1 pseudogene is annotated in these 283 nt (G+C 66.1%); it reads right to left on the bottom strand.

Going from position 1 to position 283, the window contains the following annotated elements:
* Positions 1–283: pseudogene (gene purH / locus GPT33_RS06670) on the bottom strand (bifunctional phosphoribosylaminoimidazolecarboxamide formyltransferase/IMP cyclohydrolase); the annotation flags it as partial.

Raw genomic sequence — 283 nt, 5'->3', positions numbered from 1 at the left:
TCGGCCTTGATGGCGGCGATGCGTGCGGAGTTGACACGGCTCATCTGGCCGGCGCCGACACCGATGGTCATGGCGTCGCGCCCGTAGACGATGGCGTTTGATTTGACGAACTTGGCGACCCGCCAGGCGAAGAGCAGGTCGGCCAGCTCCTGCTCGCTCGGCGCACGCTCGGTGACGGTCTTCAGCGACTCGATCAAACGCAGGTCCGCATCCTGGACCAGGAGCCCGCCGTTGACCCGCTTGAAGTCGAGTCGATGGACCAGCTCGCTGTCCCAGTCGCCGC

The organism is Thiocapsa sp. (assembly GCF_011390875.1).
Lineage (GTDB): Bacteria > Pseudomonadota > Gammaproteobacteria > Chromatiales > Chromatiaceae > Thiocapsa.
The sequence above is the reverse complement of the archived record's forward strand: the minus strand, read 5'-3'. Positions and strand labels throughout refer to the sequence as shown.